This is a genomic window from Bacteroides sp. Marseille-P3684 (genome assembly GCF_900291465.1).
In the GTDB taxonomy this organism is placed as follows: Bacteria; Bacteroidota; Bacteroidia; order Bacteroidales; family Bacteroidaceae; genus Phocaeicola_A.
In genome coordinates this window covers 1,327,844-1,347,187 of the sequence record NZ_LT985808.1, presented here as the reverse complement: position 1 = coordinate 1,347,187, position 19,344 = coordinate 1,327,844, and the positions used below count along the sequence as shown (strand labels likewise).

Below are 19,344 nucleotides of genomic sequence, written 5' to 3'. Positions count from 1 at the left end.
ATCTTCCGCCAAACAAATCCTTTTGAAGCTGGATACGACGTATCCGCAAGGCGGAGGAAGGAAAAGGAAGGCATGTCGACTGACGCGCAGGCGCGGCGTCCGCTTACCGCTTCATGACCTTCTGCCGCTTCAGCGAAAAGATGGGAAGATAGAAGAAAATGCCGACGAGCGACAGGACCAGCCCCCCGATGGTGCCGGCTGCCAAGGGAAACCAGAAGCCCTCCTTCTCCTCGCCTACCATGAAGGGGATGAAGCCCAGGATGGTGGAGACGACCGTCAGGAAGATGGGGACAACCTTCACGTTCCATGCCTTGGTGTAGGCACGAAGCGCATCCAGACGGGGCTGACGGCGACGGATGGCATTGTACTCGTTGAGGATGTAGATGCTGGCGTTCACCGTGATGCCGCACAGCAGGACGAACGAAGCAAAGCCGCCCTGGTCGAAGTTCAACCCGAAGAGATAGAACGTCAGGAATACGCCGATGTAGGAGACGGGTATCACGAAGATGATTGCCAGCGGCTGCTTCAGCGAGTTGAACAGGATGGAGGTGATGAAGAAGATGATGGCAACCACGATGAGCAACAGCGCGTACTGCCCCGCGTCGCCGTTGCCCCACCTCCAGTGCTCCTGCTGGATTTCCACCGTATAGCCCAGCGGAAGGCGCGTCCGCATCTCCTCCACGTCCTTCTCCAACAGCTTGCGCCCCTGCTCCGACGAACCGATGTACTCGTATTGCAGGCAGAGGACGTACTGCTGGTTCTCCTTGGCTATCTTCTTCGGCGCCTGCACCTTCGTCACGGTCGCCACGTCCGAGAGCTTGTAGGAGCGTCCGCCGACGCGGAAGGGCATCCCCATCAGGCTCCACACGTCGTAGGCGCTGCTCTGGACCGAAGACAGGCGCAGGCTCTCCGCCCGTCCGTCAAAGACCACCGTGGCGGCAGGCTGGTCGTGCATGAACACGGGTTGCAGGACGGCAAAGAGTGCACTCGCCGTCAGCCCTTCCTTCGCCATGCGCTCCTTGTCGAACTCCAGGTAGAACTCCGAGTAGTCGTCCTTCCAGTAGGAGAACTCCGAGCTGACGGTCACCTCCTTGATGCGTCGGTGCGAGAGCAGCTGGCGGGTCATCTCGTCCGCCCAATGGGACAGCTCGTCGTAGTTGTAGCCGAACATCTTCACGCGCAGGCTTCCGGCAGACTCGCGGACGTCGTTGCTGAAGCCCTGGTCCTGCAGGCCGTAGACGCTCCAGCTGCCGCCGCCCAGGGTGAGTGCCTTGCTGATGACGCTCGACTTGAGGACGTAGGGAAAGCCGCTGTGCTCGTGCTCCTTCTTGAAGAAGACCTGTATGGTGGCACGGCGGGCGTCGTAGACCGAGGTCTGGAACTGGCGTATCTCGTCAAAGCCGCTCAGGTAGGTCTCCATCTGCTTCACCAGGTTGTTCATCTGCTCCAGCGTGCTGCCGTTGGGCAGGGTGGCATTGATGGAGAGCGTCACCTCGTCTTCGCGGCTGTCCAGGTAGCTTCCGTTATAGACCTTCTCCACAAACAGACGCAGCGAGCCGCCCAGCGCCTTGTCGACCACGGGACGGATGTCCTCCTGGTAGGTGCTGCCCGCAAACACGCGGTTGTAAAGCTCCGCCCAGAAGCCTTTGGCATCCTTGATTTCCTCCGGCAGGAGGAACACCGGCAGACCGAACCCCAGGAGCAGGAGCAGGCAGACCGCCACCCGGAAGCGGCACAGTCCGCCGATGAGCACGCGGTAGAAACGGGTGAACCGCACCGTCAGTCTCTTCATCCACAGACGCGGATGACGGGGACGGCGGCGCTCCAACCCGATTTTGTCGATGACAGGGGGCACGAAGAAGAGCGCCACCAGCAGCGAGACGGCGAGGTTGATGATGACCACGGCGGCAAAGTCCTGCAGGTTGAGCCGCACCTTCTCGTCGAGGAAGAAGATGATGACCAGCGCGCCGATGGTCGTCAGCGTGGCGGCAAGGATGGAGAGGAACGCCTTCAGGTCGCGCCGCCGGGTGATGTGGTCGGTCATGACGATGGTGTTGTCGATGACCAGGTTGAGCGAGATGGTGATGCCTGCCAGCGAGTAGAGCTGTATCTCCAGCCCGAAGAGGTAATAGAAGATGAACGCCACCGCCATGTTCACCGACAGGCTGAGCACGATGAGCAGCAGGTAGCGCAGGTTGCGGGTGATGAGGGCGACGAAGAGCAGGAGGATGAGGACGGTCATGCCCGTGCGGAAGTAGATGGTGTCCAGCTCGCGACTGATGTGCTCGGTCGCATCGTAGCTCGTGTGCACCTCATAGCCGGCGGGCATGGTGCGCTGCACCTCGTCCATCGCCTGCCGCACGTTGCGGGCGAGTTCCAGCTGGTTCGCCGTCTCCTCGGCGGTGAGGGAGAGGTAGACGGAGTTCAGTCCGTTGATGCGGAAGTAGCTGTCCGGTTCCTGCTCCTCGTGTGTCACGCGGACGAGCTTGTCCAGCCGGACGGCTTCTCCCGAACGGCTCCGCACCCAGATGTCGGCAGGACGGAACTCCTCCTCCACCCCGTCGGTGACGCGGACGAGGCGCATCCATCCCCCTTCGTCGTCGACCCGGCAGATGCCCAGGAACTCCCGGTCGTAGTGCTCCTGGATGGCTGCGCGGATATCGCTGACCGTGATGCCCGCCTGCTCCAGCCGGGTGTTGTCATAGGTCAGCCTCCACTCCATGGGCGTGGCTCCGCTCAGCTCCACCTTGTAGATGCCCTTTATCTGCGAGAGCAGCGGCTTGATGTTCTCCTCGCCGTAACGCTGGATGACGAAGGGGGCGGCAGGTGCATTGAGCGTATAGGTCAGGAAGGGGCGTGCCGAACGGTCGTCGGACTGTTGGGCGGTAATCTGCGGATAGCTCACCCCGTCGGGCAGCTGCGACCAGAGCTGGCGTATCAGCGTGGAGACCTCGAAACGCACGACGTCCACCCCGGCATGTCTGTCCAGCTCGATGGTGACCCGTCCGCTGCCGTTGTCCGAAGTGGAGGACACCTTTCTCACTCCACGGACGCGCGAGAGCAGTCCCTCCAGCTTGCTGGTCACTTCCGACTCGACCACCGGCGCGGGATTGCCCGGCATCGAGAAGGAGACCGTGAGCCTGGGCAGGGTGTGCGAGGGAGAGAGCTTGACCGGCAGGAGCGGCAGGAGCGCCAGCCCGACGAGCGAGAGGCAGACGAAGGTCACGATGAGCGTGAACGAGGAGAAGCCGTGCGTATGTGTCTCTTCCTGCTTCATCGGTAGGAACCTTTATCAAAGTCGAAACGGTCGAACAGGGCGCATCCGTGTTCGAAGTCATGGAGCGTCAGGCGACGTATCTTGTAGTAGTTCAGCCAGTAGTTCTGCAGGGCGCCGATGTAGTTCTTCCACGCCTCCTGCTGACGGTTGAGCGAGAGAGTCAGGCTGTTGATGTCCGACTTGCCGATGATGAAGCGTCGGCGTGTCTGGTCGTATGCCATCTCCGCCAGGTCGAGCGCCTCCTCGGCGCTCCGGATGAGGTCCTGCTGCACGTTGAAGTCGTTGACCGTCATCACCACGTCTTCCTCCACGCTGATTTCCTCCTGCCGGGCGGCAATCTTCACCACGTCGAGGTTGTTCTTTGCCATGTTGTACTTGCCCTTGCGCACGCCCCAGTCCACCAACGGGATGGAGATGCTGAGGGAGACGAGGTCCTGCTGGAGGGGATTGCGGTATGCCGCCCGGAAGTTGTCCGCCACCTGGTTGAAGCCGACGCTGGCATTGAAGCTGGCGTTGAAGTGGGACTCCTTCTTCGTGCGGTCGACCTCGCGCTCCGCCTCCAGGATGTTCTGCCGCTGCTCCAGGTAGACCGGGTTGTTTGCCCGGGCATGTCCCAGCGCCTCATCGGCAAGTACCGACAGGGTTCGCGGACGCACGGGGAGGTCTATCTCGATGCGGGTGTCCTTGTCGAGGTTGAGGAAGGTCGCCAGTGCCGACATGGCACGCTTGAGGGAAATCTCGGAGTTGCGCAGGGCATTGCGGGCGTTCACCCGGTCAAGCCGCAGCGTGAGGAGGTCCGCCTGCGAGATGGCGGCAATCTGCTGACGTCGTTCCCCGATGGCGTAGAGCGTGTCCGAGCTGGCAAGGTTCTCCCTGGCAAGGTTGTACTCCGCCTGTGCCATGGCGAGCTCGAAGAAGTAGGTCACCGCCTCCTCGGACACCTGCTCGGTCTGGTAGACGAACTGCTTCTTCGCCTTCTCGAACTTCAGCGGCTCGATTTTGCGGTCCCAGTGGAAGGCGTTATAGCCCAAGAGGTCCTGCTCGTAGCCGATGCGGACGGGCACGGCAGAATACTGGGTGGACTTCGTGTCGCCGAAGTTGCGCATGAAGTCGAGCTGCGTGTCCACATAGAAGCGTCCGCCCAACCAGTCGAAGTTCTGTTCCAGGCTCAGTCCGCCCGTGGCGCTGAACATCTGCTGTTCGCGGTAGACGTCCATGTCCATCTCCGAGTCGTAGCGTTGGGTGATGTAGCGGTAGTAACGTGCCGGCGTCAGGTTCATCGTCAGGCTGGGCAGGCGCTCCGCCTTGTACGTCCGGTACTCCCAGTAGCCCGAGAGGTACATGTTCTGGTTGCGGAACGCCGAGAGCGAACTGTCATTCGCCATCTCGATGGTCCGTCCGAGGGTCAGCCTCAACGTACGCTGTGCATGTGCTCCGGCGGCAAGGCACAGCAGCAGGCACACGAGTATCTCAATTCTTCGTATTCTCATAGTTTCTTCTGTAAACATACCAATATATCAAGGGGACAATAAACAAGCTGATGACGACGCCCACCGCCATCGCACCAATCATGGCTATCGACAAGGGCTTCTGCAACTCCGAACCGATGTCGGACGTGAAGAGCAGCGGCACCATGGCAAAGATGGTCGTCAGCGTGGTCATGATGATGGCACGCAGACGCCGGATACCCGCGGTGTGGATGGCGTCGAAGAGCGGCATCCCCTGCTTTCGCAGCTCGTTGATGCTGTCAATCTTCAGGATGGAGTCGTTGATGACGATACCGCAGGACACGATGATGCCGATGGCGGACATGAGGTTGAGCGTATGGCCGCACAGCCACAGGCAGAGCAGGGCGAACGCGGTGTCCATGGGCACCTCGGACAGGACAATCAGCGGCTGGAGGAAGCTCTCGAACTGGGCACAGAGGATGAAGTACATCATCAGGATGGAGATGAGCAGGATGACCATCAGCTCGCCCATCATCCGCCGGTTGGAGAAGAAGCTGCCTCCGAAGTCGACGTCCCAGCCGCCTGCCTCCGTCACCACGTCCCTGACCTCCTCCATCAGGCGGGGCGCATCGTCCACGCCGTAGAAGTTCAGGGGGATGTACTCGCCGTTGCGTCCGGCGGTGATGCTTTTCAGGTCCTCACCCGGCACGACCGTCACCAGTTCGCGCAGGGGGACATACTGTGTCTCCTCTCCTGCCGGAGGCGTGTTCTCCACAAGCGTCTCCGCCAGCACTCCGCTCACGGTCTTCTCGTTGCCGGCAATCACGATGGGGAGGTATTGCTGATAGGAGTGCAGCGTCGAGGTGCGGTTCTCCTTGAAGACCGTGCGCAGGGTGCGCAGCACCTCGTTGTAGTCGACATGATAGACCAGCAGCTTGCTCCGGTCGATGACCAGGTTGAGCTGGCTGCGGAAGGCGACTCCCTCGGGTTGTATGCCCGTCGCGCCGGCAATCCGTTGCTCCAGTTCCTTCAGTGCAGCGGGGTCGGGCGCCGTGCCTTTGTCCGCGGCATGCAGGCGTGCCACTACGTCGGGCTCTCCGGTGACGAAGAGCTTCTCAAAGACGGTCATGGGCGGGGCGAACGTCACGACTGCATCCGGATAGTTGCGGCGGAAGAAGTCCTTCACCTGCGCTTCGACCTTCCCCACATCGTCGGGGGAAGCGGTCTTGAAGTACAGTTCCGCCTCGTCGGCAGCCAGCTCCTCGTCCGCATTGAGCACATAATCCTGTATGCCGACGTATGCCGTGTGTTCGACGACGAGGCTGTCCACCTCGCGCATCAGGTCGTTCACGCGCCGTTCGTTCTCCTCCACGTGGATGTTCTCGTTCCAGCCGACCTTGACAATCAGTTCGCTCTGCGTGATTTCCGGCATGCGCTCCTTGTCCAGCACCTGGAACATGACCACACACAGGGGCAGGGTGAGCAGCCCCAGCAGCAGGCTGAGCCGCTTGTGGGCAAACGTCCAACGGATGCCGGCATCGTAGAACCGTTCCAGCCAGTCATTCTTCAGCACCTCCCTGAAGTTGCGCGTCAGCCAGTTGTGCTTCCGCAGGGCAATGCGGTAGAACAGCAGGTAGAGCACCGGCAGCAGCATGATGCCCGTGAAGTAGGACACCAGCAGCCCGGACGTGATGGAGAAAGCCTGGTCCATGAAGATGGCTCCCGCAATGCCGCTCATGAACACCAGCGGAACGAACACCGCAATGGTCGTGAGCGACGAACTCAGCATGGGCGTAATCATCTCGGTCGTGCCCGCCACGGCTGCCCGACGGAGCGAATAGCCCCGTTCCCGGTACTGCGACACGTTCTCGGTGACGATGATGGCGTTGTCGATCATCATACCCACGGCGAGAATCAGTCCGGAGAGGGAGATGATGTTCAGTGACACCCGGCAGATGTAAAAGAAGAAGAAGGTGATGACCACCGACGTCACCATGCTGATGCCGATGACCAGGGGAGAGCGCACGTCCCCGATGAAGAGGATGGCGACCACGAATATCAGCAGGAATCCCAGTGTGAAGTTCTGCTGCAGGTTGGAGATGGTGTAGTCGAGCAGCTCCGTCTGGTTACGGCTCACCGAGAACTCGATGGAGGGATAGAGGCGGGAGAAATAGTCGGTCGTGCGCTTCAGCTCCGCCTTGAGGTTGTCCATGTTCTCCTCCGACTGCTTGATGATGGCGAGGGTCACGGCACGCTTGCCGTCTGCCAGCGAACGTCCCAACTCCTTCTGCGACACCACCTGCACGCGGCAGATGTCCTTCAGTTGCAGGATGCGTCCGTCCACGTTCAGGTAAATCCGCTCCACGTCCTCGGGGGTACGCAGGAGCGAGGCGATGCGGATGTTGTACTCATAGTATCCGTCGCGCACGAGCATGCTGCCCGGCTCCACGTTGTTGGCAGCCAAGGCATTTTCCAGGTCGGCGATGGTCAGTCCCAGGCTTTCCATCTTCGCACGGTCAGGCACGAGGCGGAGCATCCTTCCCGGTATGCCGGTGACGTCCGCCATCGCCACCTGTGGCAACTGTTCGATGCGGCGGCGCACGACGTTGTCCGCCAGTTCGCAGAGTTGCAGGAATGCCTGTTCGTCGACGGGTGCATAGGGCAGCCCGTCCTTCAGCGTCATGTTGAGGTAGAAGACGGGGATGTCCGTGGCGCTTGCCTTGATGGCTTTCGGACGGGTGGCATCGCGGGGGAGGCTGTTCATGGCGGCGTCGATTTTCTCATTCACCTCGATGAACGCCAGGTCTGTATCCGTCCCGAAATCGAACGACAGACGGATGATGCCCGAACCGTCGCGTGTCTCGCTGCGCATCTCGTCCAGCCCCGAGACCTGGAGCAGGGAACGGCGGACGGGAGCGACCAGCGTGTTCTCCAGTTCGCGTGCCGACATGTTGTCGCCCGTCACCTGGATGGTGATCTGGGGGATGTCGATGTCGGGCAGCAACGACACGGGCAGGGCGAAGTAGGTCACCAGTCCGATGATGAAGCTGGCGGTGAACGCCATCAGTACGGCAATGGGACGCCGGATGAGAAACTTGACCATGACCGCACTCCTATTTCTTCTGTCCGACGACTCTGACGGGTGTCTCGTGTGCCAGGTTCACGTTGCCCGTCACGATGACCTGCGCTCCTTCCTCCAGACCGTCACCGGTGACGGTGTATTCGGTCATGTTCTCCAGTCCGGTCTGCACGTAGTTCCACTGGGCTTTCCCCTCCCGGAGAGTGAAGACCACCTGCCTGCCCGAGCGGAGCACCACCGCCGTCTTTGGCACCACAAGCTGTCCCGGCACCCGACGTTTCACTGTGACGCGGACGTTCATACCGTCGAAGAGCTGGCTGCCTCCGTCGACCTGTGCCTTCACACGCACCATGCCGTTTTCGTCGACCAACGGGTTGATTTCCGTCACCCGCCCCTTCCGTGCAGCGACCGTCGCCGCATAGGGAGAGACATCCACCTCGTCGCCCCGTCTGATGAGCGGAAGCTCGCTCTCCAGCACGGAGAACTCCACCTCCATGCCTGCCGTGGCAATGATGCGGCAGAACGGCTCCGCCCCGTCAGGACGGTTGTACTGCTTGCCGAAAAGGTTTGCCACCACGCCGTCGAAGGGAGCAGTCAGCACAGCCTGCTGCAACTCATACCGTGCCAGCTCGTAGTTCGCCCGGCTCTGTTCGTAGCCGCTCCGTACACGCGCAAGCTTCATGACATTCTCCGGCACCGCCTCCGGACGGTCGGGCGCATAGCCTTGTCCGATGAGGACATCCTGCATCTCCAGGTCCGCCTGGTCGAGCGAGGTCTTCGCCTGCTCCAGCTTGTTCTGCAGGGTGAAGAGGCTCAGTTCGGCGAGCTTCTGCCCTTTCTTCACATGGTCACCGTTTTTCACATAGACCCGTGCGACGGGTTCCGAGGTCAGGCGGAAGTTCAAGTCGGCATACGCCCGCGCCTCCACCTTGCCGTTGCTCACCAGTTCGTGGTTGAAGTCTCCCTTCTTGAGGGTCATCACCGACACTTCGTTCACCTCGGCAGGCAGGACGGTCTCGACACCTTCCTTCTCCACCGACGGACGGTCCTCCCGTCCGCAGGCAGTCAGGAGCACCGCTGCCATCATCACTCCAAGTGAACTGTATACGATTCCAGTCATAAGGTTATTGTTTCAAGGTTAATGAATCTCCACCCTCTCCCGGTCCGACAGGGATTAACGTGACACTCTCAATCATGTACGGGATGTCACGCCGTATGGAGTCCCGGTCCACCGGAGTCAAGGCAGAAGTCTGTATCTCTTTCAGGATGTCTCTTACCTCTTCCCGCATCTGTGCGATGGCAGGTGAAAAGACTTTGGGTTCTCTTTCAAGCACCATCCGCGCTGCCTCCTGCAAGCGGTCCGGCTGGTAGAAATAAGGGTCAGCATAAAGTTTCGTCAGTAGATAGTAAGGATAAGTCAGCGACGGAACCCTGTGGGCGGCACGTTGCAAATAGGTTTCCGCCATAAACGGATAACCTGCCTTCCATGCATTCTGTGCCAGCAGATTCAGGATCATCGGGTCTCCGCTAAGGCACAGTGCCTTGTCCAGTTCCCATTTGGCAGGGAGGCATTCACCGCTCTTGTAGCAGGCACGTCCCAACTCGAAATGATAGTCGGCACATGCATCCATCCCTTTCACCTTCCGATACGCCTCCATGGCTTCCCGATAGGCACCGACACGATAATATTGCCGCGCCTTGGTCCACCGCAACGTCTCCTCATGAGTGATGCCGTGTAACGAAGAGTAAACTGACGAAGTAAACAGGATATACATCAGAAAAGGGACAGCCACGATCGGCCAACTTCTTCCGGCACACCTTCCGACCTTCGGACCTGCCCAGGCCAAGAAGGAAGCCACAACCAGCAGAAAGAAAGTACAGACAAATGCCGGCAACTGCAATGGATAAGAAAAAAAGGCGAATACACCGAGTGACAGCAAGGCAGCACCCAGACCGACTTCGCCACTCAGGGTAGTACCCCTGAAAGCCAGGATACCAATCAGCAGCAACAGCACCGGACACCAGACTCCCTCCATCAGGGCAAACTGGATGTAGTCGTTGAATGCAAATTCGGGAGAGGCTGCCACACGAGCCTCAGCGTCCGTATAGTCTCCGGCTGTGAAATACCGTTCCTGTGCATTCCCGTACACAGCCGAAAAGGTTGAACCTGCATCCATCTCCGCACCTCCGGGGTGTGCCACAACCTCTTTCATTGCCACTTTCCAAATGAGCAGCCTTCCGTCAGCCGAATCCTTTTTCAGCAGGTAAATGCCGACGGCTGCCAGACAAAGCAACAGGCACAAAACGCCGACGAGCATCCGGCGATGCTCCCGGCAGAAAACGAAAAACGCCGTATGCCGTTTCCCCTCCGTACTCCGGAACATGACAAAGGCAAGCGATACACCTGCCGCCAGCCACGCTGCACGGCTCATACCGCCCGGGAGGACACAGAGAATCAGCAAAGCCACACTCCCTGCCGCCCAACGCACCGGAGACTGTTTCTGCCCAAGTCTCAACGCCTCAAACACTGCCACGGGAAGTACCAGTGCCAGATAACCGCTATAAGGACCGGGATTGAAAAATGAACCCGTCATGGGGAACAACGCATGCCGGGAGGGGCAGAGACCGAAAAGCTGGCAAAGCCCCCAAAGGGCTTCTACACCTCCCAAGGCTATCAACGTCCCTGCCAATATCCGGGGAAACAGCCGGAGCCACTGCGGGCGTACAATCCCTACCAATAAAAGCCATGCCACACTGACCCAACAGGCATGATACAGCCATTCGCGTTGCCATCCCAGCCAATCGGCAGGCAGACGGCTGTCGTAAACAAAGACGACTCCGAGCAACCCCATCAGAGGGAGCAACGCCACATAGGGCATACATGTTTTCACGGCTTGTTTCATTCTTCACTTGTAAAAGTTGGTCCATAAACCGGATAAAGACAAAATGCCGTGAACATCCTTGCCGGAATATTCTCCGAAGCATCTTGTCCGGTCTCATCCGACGGACGGTTCAGCACTTCAAAGGTACAGGATATGTCGCAAACAAGACTACTTTCCGGCACAAATATTGACCTCAATTTTTTTATTGAGGCTGGGAATGAACCAAAATCAATGTTTTCGCCCCGATATCCGACTGGTGCTTTGCCCCGAAAAAGACATGGGAAAAGCCTGTCAGACGATTTACACCTTGTCAGCCAAACGGACTAATAACTTTCATTATTTCCCCAAATCAAGACTTTCAGCTAACTCATACTTTTCAAAAATCCGATAATCTGGAGATGAAACGTGAATGAGTGCAAACGAAACATACGGAAAAAGCCTTTGATTTTAGAAAACTATACATTTCATTTTCAAAAAACAGGCAAAACGTGCCCGGAACAATATTGTTTCGCGAGCCAAACAATATAGTTTGAGGCGTCAAACAATATAGTTTCATCTGCCAAACACTATTGTTTCGTGCCCGGAAGTCAAATGTTTGGAAAATGGAAGTAACAAATCCGGAGTTTCACTCTCCAGAAGGTGAGCGGTGTCAACAAATCGGAAGGTAATAAAAAGAGGGGTAAAACAGAGGCATGAACAGTAAAAGGACGTAGCTATCCCATTTTTACCCACTGCAACGCAACTAGAATAAGCCGTTTGGCAACAAGGTGTATTTTGCGAATCGCCTGAGAAGGCCCTCCGAATCCATCAAACTGTATTTTGGTGCGAGGAAGAGCACCGTGGAGAGGTTCATTTGACATTTTGACAGAATGAACGCCCCAATGCCTGTATCCTCCTAAAAGGTTTACATTTCAACTGATATCTTCCTTGCCCGACCGTATCCAATTGATAACGGGGAAAGTCTGTCAGGTTTTTCCGAAGGGTATAAAGATGGGTATCTATATTCTTGTCAGCAGTCATGCTGTCAGGCCAAAATGCCTGCTTCAGTTCCTCACGAGTAACCACATAGTCCTTGTTCTTCAAAATGAGCTTCAGAATCTGACGGTCCAATTTAGCCATTGCACAATACTTTCCATCAATCCATACCAGTTTATCGTCCTTATCAAAAACTATATGAACCCGATAACACCGTATCACATAGCCTGTCAGAAGCATCAACGGCAACAGGAAATCCAAAACTACAAATCCAATCATCCCCAAAGGATGCATGTTCACAAAAACGGTCAGCCCGTCATAATCCACCCAGCCCTGAACACTGACCGTGTTGGCAAAATCAAGAAACCTCATTGGAGTCAGACAGGATGCATACCGAGGAGAAATCGTGTCATTCAAACTATATTGGGCGATGCCGTTATGCCGATAGATAATGCCACATGAGTAGTCCCCACCTACATTTTCCATCAGCTTTTCCTTAAATATCCCAGCCATAACACTAGGATTGACGGGGCATTGAGTTGCCATCATAAACTGATCGGCATATTGCCTTGCTTGCGGAACATAAATACTGTCCTGATAGACCACATGATAGAGTTCCTTTTCCGTATAGACCCATTGTTCCTTTATCTTCCGATGACTTTTCCTTTTGTTCCCTTCCGTGTGCCGGTAAATTCCACCGATACGATTTTCATAATCCTGATTGATGGTTTCCTGCAAGACCCGGTATGTTTTTGAATACAGGGCTGTACGCTCTACGGAATAAATTTTAAGTCCTCCAACCACTCCTGTCAATACTAGAATACATAAAATATAGTTGGTACAAAATTTCTTTAATGCTTTTAATCGCTTCATCCAATTATCATCTTACAAATCGTTTCGTGCCAAATATAATTAATATTTTCCAATAAACCGTTTATACACGTTTCATTTCTTTTCACTCACGTTACATTTCTAATTATTAAAGTATAAATCAAACCTCAACGAAAGATTTTAGATAGAAAATACCCTGAATGTTATCTTTTTATTCGTAAGTCTTATACATTTGCCACAAACCAAATTCTACACATATGAAAACTATTTACGCTAAAACATTATTACTTATACTGCTAGGCAGTACATGCATTTTGGGACTAAACAAACACAACACCCCTGTCAATGGGTTGCTGCTGGAAAATGTAGAAGCTTTGGCTGGAGGAGAAGATAAACCAGCTGAAGTTGATTGCAAAGATCTTGGTTGCCTAGTGTGTCCTCATGGTGGTCACAGGGTTGCTTGGATTGATATTATCCCTCGATGACAATGAATAAAGCAACATTGTTTCTAACAAGCTTACTCCTGTTTGGCATTAGCTAGTGGGGAAGGCGATTATTCTCAAAAAATATGGGAACGTTTTTACCGTCCAGATTGTACAGGTTATAATTGTACAAAGACAGGCAATGAAACTTGCTAGTAGTAAAAATAAGTTCTAGTGACGATAAATATTAATGATTTTAAGATTTCATTTTGTCTTTATCCAAAATGAAGTAATTTAAGTATTAAAATAGGGTCTAGGAGTGTTTCTGTTATAGATAGCTCCTATTCCTTATTCTATATGGATTTAAACTTGTAATATGATAGGTATGCATAAAATATTCGTTCTATTTACTACAACTTTATTGATTCTATTTGTCGGTTGTACCTCCCGGAAAGGTGAAAGCCAGCCGGTAGCGGAGCTTGTAGATTTCGGTAATGTGCAAAGTTGCAAAAGTTCGGATCTGATAAAGATTGAACGCTTTCTTCCTTTGGAGACATCCGATAGCTCGTTGTTTGGAAGCATAGATCAGCTTGAGGTGTGGAAAGACAGGATTTATCTGCTTGATACGTATAAAACCAATGCGGTGCTGGTATTTTCGGCAACGGACGGAAAGTTTATTCATAAGATAGAGGGAACGGGGAACGGACCGGGAGAATTCCTCAGTCCGCATTCGTTTTGGATTGACCGCTCCGACAGCTCACTGTATGTGATGGACCGTATGATGTCGAAACTGTTGAAGTATGATCTGGCAACCTTTGAATATGAAGAAGATATTAAACTTCCTGGCCAGGCTCCCTTAGCTTTCTGCGTTCCTGCGGAGGGCGATTATCTATATTATTTCCCTTTACGGCAGAATGATTCTTTCCGCGGAAAGCAATATGTAGAGGCAGATAAGGAGGGTAATGTGTTGTCCACTGCATATGATGCACCGGCTTCCGGCAGGATATTGCATGGGCATACGGCTCCGTTTTATGGTTATGAAGGAAAGATACGTGTTTACCCCTATTTTTCGAACCGGATTTATGAATGGACGAATGATTCATTGAAGGTATGCCTGGAGATGAAGTGGGGAGATCGAACCTTCCCCGAAGCTGCTGTCTTTGAAAAAGCGGAAGATTCGGGAGATGTAATGCGTGAGATCTTGTCGGACGATTATATCCGTTTTCTGTATGTATATGAAAACCGGGCTGCCTTAGCCGTGAAGTATTATGTTCAAAAAGACTTGTATCTGTCGGTTTATAATAAGTCTTCGGGTCGGGTTGCCAACGTGAAAGCCGCTGACGTGCAGGACGATTTGGGGTTGGGCGGTTTGTTTCCAATGCCAGTCGGCACGGATGGGGATTTGCTGGTAGGCAGCCTTTCGTTGCTTGATATGGAAGAGNAGTCTTCGGGTCGGGTTGCCAACGTGAAAGCCGCTGACGTGCAGGACGATTTGGGGTTGGGCGGTTTGTTTCCAATGCCAGTCGGCACGGATGGGGATTTGCTGGTAGGCAGCCTTTCGTTGCTTGATATGGAAGAGGAGATTATCTATCCTGCATTGAAGGCGTGTTTGAAGCAGGCGGATAAAGAAGGAAATCCGGTGTTGGTATTTTATGATTTAAAATAAAAGGTTGATTCATAATTTTTCAAGTTTGAAATTGCTTTATCCGTCTTGATGCCAGACTGCGTTTTCTGTGTGATGAGAACTGCTCATTGAGAGACTGTAGTATACTAAATAAGTCGAGACTATTTATTTAGCAATACTTCGGTAAATTTTTAACGAACTATTATAAACTACAATCTAAGGTTCACCAATTGGAACATGATTGCAAAGAGAATAAAACAAGTGTCTGAGGAGCTACTCAACCATGTGGGCAATAAACTTACTCACATGGCTGTGGAAGCTCCGATAGTAAAGCATATAAAGGATACGAACGATGAGAAAAACGATATTTACCATTCAGGAAAATCGCAGAAGAAAAATATGCTTAAGCTTCCACGATTGCAGAAAGAAAATACCACGTTGCTATGGATTACGAGTGCGCAAGCTAACTAAACCAATATCCTCATCCACTCATGAAACACTGTTTTTTTATCCTATTGCTCTTTATAATTGCTTGTAAATCGGAGACCGAACAGCAACTTGAATTTGCTTTACAAGCAGCCGAAGAGAATCGCACGGAATTGGAAAAGGTGCTGAAGCATTACGCCAACGATTCCCTAAAGCTGAAAGCAGCCAAGTTCCTCATCTGCAATATGCCCGGACATGTATCGTATGTCGGTCAAGAGATTGAGTGCTATTATCAGGAAGCCAAACCTATCTTACTTTCCGACAGTCTTCCGGCAACCAAAGTCAGAATGCTGGAAGAACTGTATCGGAAATATCCTCCCGGCATCATTAAAAAAGAGCAAGACGTAAAAATCATCACTGCTGACTACTTGATACATAACATAGACAGGGCATTTGATGACTGGCAGCATGGGGTATATGCCCAACAAATCTCTTTTGAAGAATTTTGCGAATACTTGTTGCCTTATAAATGCATCGATTATCAAGCATTGGACAATTGGCGGGACACCCTGCGCCCTATAGCAGAAGGGGCCTATGAAGACTTTGTATACAACAGAGTGTATCGGCATTCCGCTTATTGGGCAGCCGGTGCCATCAATGATAGTTTGGACAGGCTACACCGTGGTCATCTGGGAGATGCCATGCGCAGTCATTCACTATTCCGAGTTCCTTTTTGGACTAAAATCCCTTCCGGAGAATGTGATATCTATTCATTAGTCACAGTCGGTATCCTACGAAGTAAAGGTATTCCTGCTGTCAATGATTTTATTCTACAATGGGCAACCAAGACCAATAACCATTCATGGGTCACTTTACTGACCGACACACAACGCCCGGGATACTTGGAAGGGTGTGAAGGAAAGGTCTTAGGCTTCATGAGACCTGGAGAATGTAAAGGCAAAGTCTACCGTCGCACGTATGCGCCTGATAAAGGTCTGATACGGTTGAATACGGAAGCTGTGCATGTGCCATCGACACTCAGGACTATTTTCATGAAGGATGTGACAGCTGAGTATGTCCGTCCGGTAAATGTCACCGTAAAGCCATTGCCCGAATTACGACAGAACCACGAAAAATACGCCTATCTGGCAGTCTACGGAAACTACAACTGGGTACCTGTCTGCTATGCCCGGACAGAAGATGAACAAGCCTGCTTCAAAGACATGGAACGTGGCGCTGTTTACCTGCCTGCCTATTATACCGAAAAAGGACTACAGCCTGCAAACTATCCATTCCTACTTACACAACAGGAAAAAATCAAGTATCTGAAACCTGATAAACAGCATACCCGAAGCATGACACTGCATCGAAAGTTTCCCCTGACCACTAAAGCATTTAACACAGGAAGGTGTATAACAGGAAGTCTGATACAAGCAGCAAACCATGCCGATTTCAGTGATGCTGTCACTCTCCACCGTTTCGACAAATTTACAGTAGCAGGCTATGTGGATACCAATGATTCTATCGGCTATCGCTACTGGAGATACTTTTGTCCCAATCCTTGCTATTGCTACCTTGCAGAACTTGCTTTTTTTGATAATCAAGGGAACAAAATGACAGGTGACATCATCGGGACGGGACAACGTCAAAAAGATGATGTACGATATAGCCGTGAAGCGGCGTTTGACGATGACCCGTTCACCTATTACATATCAAATCTCCAGTCGGGTGGCTGGATCGGTATGGACTTTGGCAAACCGGTCAGGATAAATAAGGTTGGCTATCTTGCCAGAGGAGATGACAACAACATCCGTGTAGGAGACGAATACGAACTCTATTATTGGGATTTAAACGGATGGGTATCTTTAGGGAAACAACGGGCCACTATCATGAGCTTGACTTTTAATAATGTTCCCGATAATGCCTTGCTGATATTGAGGGACCATACGAGAGGAAAAGAAGAACGTATCTTCCTGTATGAAGACAATGAACAAATCTGGTACTGACATGAGAAAATGGATCCAACATACCTTACGATTACTCGACCGGACTGTTTCTGTAGGACTCTGGTTGGTCGGAGGATGGGTTTTCACAATCGTATTCTTGTTTGCAAGCTACAACATTCCGTCAAGTTCCATGAAACCCACACTGTTTCCGGGAGACTATATTTTGGCAGATAAGACTTATTTAGGAGCACGCATCTTCAATCTACAGGCATCCATTGAGCACAAACCTTTCAAAATCTATCGCGTATGGGGACGGAATCAACTGAAAGCAGGCGATATCACCATCTTCAACTACCCCTATCCGCAAACAAGAGACAGTATCGGATTTGACATACTAAGCTATTATGTAAAACGCTGTGTCGGTCTGCCGGGGGATAGCCTATCCATCGACGAAGGCTATTATCAAATAAACGGGCATCCACTAACTGTATTTCCATCCGCCGTTTGCCACTTGCACGATAGCCTCCATCAGGTATTCACAACCGGAGAGAAACGTATAAAAGGTGTATCTATCAATGCCTATCCAAAACAAAAGGAGATTGGGTGGACTACCATAAACTTCGGTCCGTTTTATATCCCGCGGAAGGGAGACTACATCACCATCAGTCGACAGCATTTCCTGCTTTATCGCACTTTAATCGAGTGGGAAACAGGTCAAAAATTAATTTGGCATGAGGATGGAGCCTATCTGAACGAGAAGAAACTGGTTGCCTATCATTTTCAAGAGAATTACTACTTCATGGCAGGCGACAATGTATTTGATTCCGTTGACAGCCGCTACTGGGGCTTGCTGCCGGAAAGCTACATCGCCGGAAAAGCTGTACGCATCTGGCAATCGAAGAACCGTTTTACTGGAGACATGAATTGGGACAGAGTGTGGAAACGGATTGAATAAACATACAGATAGACTCTTTTCCATCCACACAACGATACACCTTATCGGCTGTTTGCTATATTTGCAGCACATCCCGTTCCCTTCTGACATGAACGGGACGTGTCATAGACCACATAATTAACCCCTCACACCACTCATCACACACCATGAAATCAATCCTCCTCACCCTGCTCACAGTCACCGGGCTGCTGCTGACAGCCTGCACCCGGAAGACCGTCTCCCACGAAGACTATCCGACGACATACACCATCGCGTACGAAGACGGGGAAACCTTTGACTGGTATTCACACATCGAAGTGGAAGAAATCGTTCCGTTTGAATTCTCCGACAGCTCGATGATCAGCCTGATACAAGGTTGTCAGGTGACCGACGACAGGATTCTCGTGCACGACTACAAGCAGCACCTGCTCTTTGTCTTCGACCGGAAAGGAAACTACCTCTACTCCATCCACAACCAGGGGAACGGGCCCGGCGAATACCTCGACATACGCAGCTTCTGTACGTCAGCCGACGGGAAAGACATCCTCATCAACGACGGCTACAAGCTCTTGTCCTACAGCCTCGCCGACGGCACCTTCCGACAGGCACGTCCGCTGAACCTGCAAGTGGACAACCCGCCACGGAACGTCCTGTTCGCCTCCTGCATCAATCCCTCCGACAGCACCTTCTTCCTGTGGACCGACATGGGAGACCACACGCTCTACAAATACGACGGGAAGGAAATGACCGGACTCAAACCCCGCAGAAACTACCAACTGGGCGGGAAGAAGTTCTTCGCGGATTACGAAGGGAACTACCTGGTCTGCCCGGATTACGGGGAGTTCGGCGTCTCAACGGTTGACGGGGAGAAACGCTTCTACATCGACTTCGGCGACAAGGCTATTCCCGAAGACCTCCTGCCGCAAAGCGCAGCAGACATCCGGAAGTTGGAAAAGGAGCCTTATTTCAAGACCCTCTTCTCCGTGTTGGAAAGCCGGACGGGCATCTACGTATCAGCCCTCAGCCCGAAGACGGCTTACTATGACATCTATATCGACAAGGCGTCCGGCAAGATACTGAAGGGGGACACCGACCCCAAAGCCCGGCTGAACATCCTGCAGGTGGAGGGCGATGCCTTCTACGCCCTGTTCTATCCCGAATACGTGGAGGATGATTCACCCCTGAAGCAGGCAGTGGCGCGTTCCATCCCGTCCGCTGACAACCCCCTGCTGATTAAATTCAGGATGAAACCGATAAACTAAATTGCAGGGACGGACACATCGCCCGTCCGGAAAACCTAAACACTATAAAATCATGAACAAACTCTTCATTGGGGTCGGGCTGATGCTTTGCGCCGCACCGTCCTTCGCCCTCCCGCTTCCGCTGACAAGGGGCGCAAGGAGCTGCAGAACAGCATAAGACACGCGGACGAAAGGGACCTCCACAACCCTTTCGTCCGCGTTTCCTTTTTCACACCCTTCTCCGGGGTTCAGCGGACGC

12 protein-coding genes are annotated in these 19,344 nt (G+C 53.1%); 6 read left to right on the top strand and 6 right to left on the bottom strand.

Going from position 1 to position 19,344, the window contains the following annotated elements; genetic code table 11:
* Nucleotides 1-103 precede the first annotated feature (103 nt).
* The 6 genes from C8275_RS05115 to C8275_RS05090 all read right to left on the bottom strand — a co-directional run bounded on the left by C8275_RS05115 (nt 104) and on the right by C8275_RS05090 (nt 12,534).
* Nucleotides 104-3,277: an efflux RND transporter permease subunit gene (locus tag C8275_RS05115; RefSeq protein ID WP_106484356.1), complete on the bottom strand. Its 3,174-nt coding sequence runs from the start codon at nt 3,275-3,277 to the stop codon at nt 104-106.
* The gene (locus tag C8275_RS05110; protein WP_106484355.1) at nt 3,274-4,767 is read right to left on the bottom strand and encodes a TolC family protein; all 1,494 of its coding nucleotides are present in this window, start codon (nt 4,765-4,767) and stop codon (nt 3,274-3,276) included. The genes C8275_RS05115 and C8275_RS05110 overlap by 4 nt, the downstream gene beginning before the upstream one ends.
* Nucleotides 4,748-7,828: an efflux RND transporter permease subunit gene (locus tag C8275_RS05105; RefSeq protein ID WP_106484354.1), complete on the bottom strand. Its 3,081-nt coding sequence runs from the start codon at nt 7,826-7,828 to the stop codon at nt 4,748-4,750. The genes C8275_RS05110 and C8275_RS05105 overlap by 20 nt, the downstream gene beginning before the upstream one ends.
* Before the next feature lie 10 nt (nt 7,829-7,838).
* On the bottom strand, nt 7,839-8,924 hold the full coding sequence (locus C8275_RS05100) for an efflux RND transporter periplasmic adaptor subunit (RefSeq protein WP_106484353.1): 1,086 nt from the start codon (nt 8,922-8,924) through the stop codon (nt 7,839-7,841).
* 4 nt (nt 8,925-8,928) lie between these two features.
* Nucleotides 8,929-10,695, bottom strand: a complete 1,767-nt coding sequence (locus C8275_RS05095) for a tetratricopeptide repeat protein (RefSeq protein ID WP_157948178.1) — start codon at nt 10,693-10,695, stop codon at nt 8,929-8,931.
* 840 nt (nt 10,696-11,535) lie between these two features.
* The gene (locus C8275_RS05090; RefSeq protein WP_106484351.1) at nt 11,536-12,534 is read right to left on the bottom strand and encodes a winged helix-turn-helix domain-containing protein; all 999 of its coding nucleotides are present in this window, start codon (nt 12,532-12,534) and stop codon (nt 11,536-11,538) included.
* 215 nt (nt 12,535-12,749) lie between these two features.
* On the opposite strand from C8275_RS05090, the gene C8275_RS14625 reads away from it, so the two are divergent.
* The 6 genes from C8275_RS14625 (at nt 12,750) to C8275_RS05065 (ending at nt 19,106) form a co-directional block, all read left to right on the top strand.
* On the top strand, nt 12,750-12,977 hold the full coding sequence (locus tag C8275_RS14625; protein ID WP_157948177.1) for a hypothetical protein: 228 nt from the start codon (nt 12,750-12,752) through the stop codon (nt 12,975-12,977).
* A gap of 322 nt (nt 12,978-13,299) precedes the next feature.
* On the top strand, nt 13,300-14,580 hold the full coding sequence (locus tag C8275_RS05085; RefSeq protein WP_157948176.1) for a 6-bladed beta-propeller: 1,281 nt from the start codon (nt 13,300-13,302) through the stop codon (nt 14,578-14,580).
* Between the two features lie 195 nt (nt 14,581-14,775).
* Complete coding sequence (locus C8275_RS05080; protein ID WP_106484349.1) at nt 14,776-15,009, top strand: hypothetical protein; 234 nt, start codon at nt 14,776-14,778, stop codon at nt 15,007-15,009.
* Nucleotides 15,010-15,029: 20 nt separating this feature from the next.
* A complete protein-coding gene (locus C8275_RS05075; protein WP_157948175.1) occupies nt 15,030-16,970 on the top strand; it encodes a discoidin domain-containing protein in 1,941 nt (646 codons plus the stop codon).
* On the top strand, nt 16,942-17,865 hold the full coding sequence (lepB, locus tag C8275_RS05070; RefSeq protein ID WP_106484347.1) for a signal peptidase I: 924 nt from the start codon (nt 16,942-16,944) through the stop codon (nt 17,863-17,865). Before C8275_RS05075 ends, lepB begins: the two co-directional genes overlap by 29 nt.
* Nucleotides 17,866-18,011: 146 nt before the next feature.
* Nucleotides 18,012-19,106 (top strand): 6-bladed beta-propeller, encoded by a 1,095-nt coding sequence (locus C8275_RS05065; protein WP_106484346.1) that lies wholly within the window; start codon nt 18,012-18,014, stop codon nt 19,104-19,106.
* Nucleotides 19,107-19,344: the final 238 nt, after the last annotated feature.